General features: G+C 30.0%; 1 protein-coding gene. It reads right to left on the bottom strand.

Annotation, left to right across the window (positions count from 1 at the left end):
• Nucleotides 1-1,118, bottom strand: a protein-coding gene (locus BLT46_RS13085; RefSeq protein ID WP_245722995.1) for an IS3 family transposase whose coding sequence is annotated in 2 segments (ribosomal slippage) — nucleotides 1-766 and nucleotides 766-1,118 — 1,119 coding nt annotated over the 2 segments. Because the reading frame shifts where the segments join, the coding sequence is not laid out codon by codon here. This gene is flagged as partial in the annotation.

Below are 1,118 nucleotides of genomic sequence, written 5' to 3'. Positions count from 1 at the left end.
ATACTTTGTTTTATTAGTTGTTCTAATTCTTGTTTAGTATTTGTTTTAAAGAGTAAAAATTCTTGTTTTAATATTCCATTAATTCTTTCAGCTAAAGCATTTTGATAACAATCATACCCATCTGTCATAGAAGGAATAATATTGTTTTTATTTAATAGAAGCTGATAATGTTCAGAACAGTATTGTAATCCTCTATCTGAGTGATGGATTGCTTTATTTTTAGTTATTCTATTTTTGATAGTCATTTCTAAAGCTTTACCAATACTTTTAGCGCTCATGTCTTCACTTAAATGATATCCCATAATCTTTCTGCTATAAGCATCAGTAACTAGGGATAAATAATATGTATTTGTTTTAGTCTTTACATAAGTAATATCGCTTACAAAAACTTGTTCTTGTTGAGTTATTGCTAAGTTTTTTAAAAGGTTAGGATGTTTAGTTAACCAATGTTTTGAGTTAGTGGTTTTAGTATAATTTTTTTTAGGCTTAATAGATAGATTCTCACGTTTTAAATACTTAAACAAAGCATCTCTACCTATTTTGATATTTAACTTTATAAATTCTTTTTTTAATAAGTAATAGAGCTTTCGCGTACCTAAGCGAGGAGTAATAGCCCTTATCTTTAGGACTAATTCCTTTACTTGTAAAAACTCTTTTTCACGATATTCTTGTTGCGTTCTATATTGATATAGAGCTTGTCTACTTATCCCAAACAGTGAACAAACGCGTGATAAACTTACTCCTTTTTCTTGGAGTCCAAAGGCTGTTGGGTAGAATACTTTTTTCTTATTTGGGTGCCATACGATCGGTCTGACAGATCAATCATTGCATTAAGAACTCTATTCTTTAGTTTTTCATCTGATAACTCACGTTCTAAACGTTTTATCTTTTGAGCTGGTGATTCGTCTTTAGATTTCATTGCTTGTCGTAATATTGGTTTACTCCAATCTAAATTACCATATTTTCGCAACCAAACCAAAACTGTACTACGACCTTGAATACCATAATGTTTTTGAGCTTGTTTATAGGTATAATCGCCTTTTTCTACTTCTGATACAACTTGTAATTTAAAGCCTAAAGTATAATCTCGTTGACTACGCTTTTCCCTTGTGTTTTCT

The sequence above is a fragment of the Myroides phaeus genome, from assembly GCF_900099675.1.
Taxonomy (GTDB): domain Bacteria; phylum Bacteroidota; class Bacteroidia; order Flavobacteriales; family Flavobacteriaceae; genus Flavobacterium; species Flavobacterium phaeum.
Note: the sequence above shows the minus strand (reverse complement) of the source record. Positions and strands in the feature narration are given on the sequence as shown.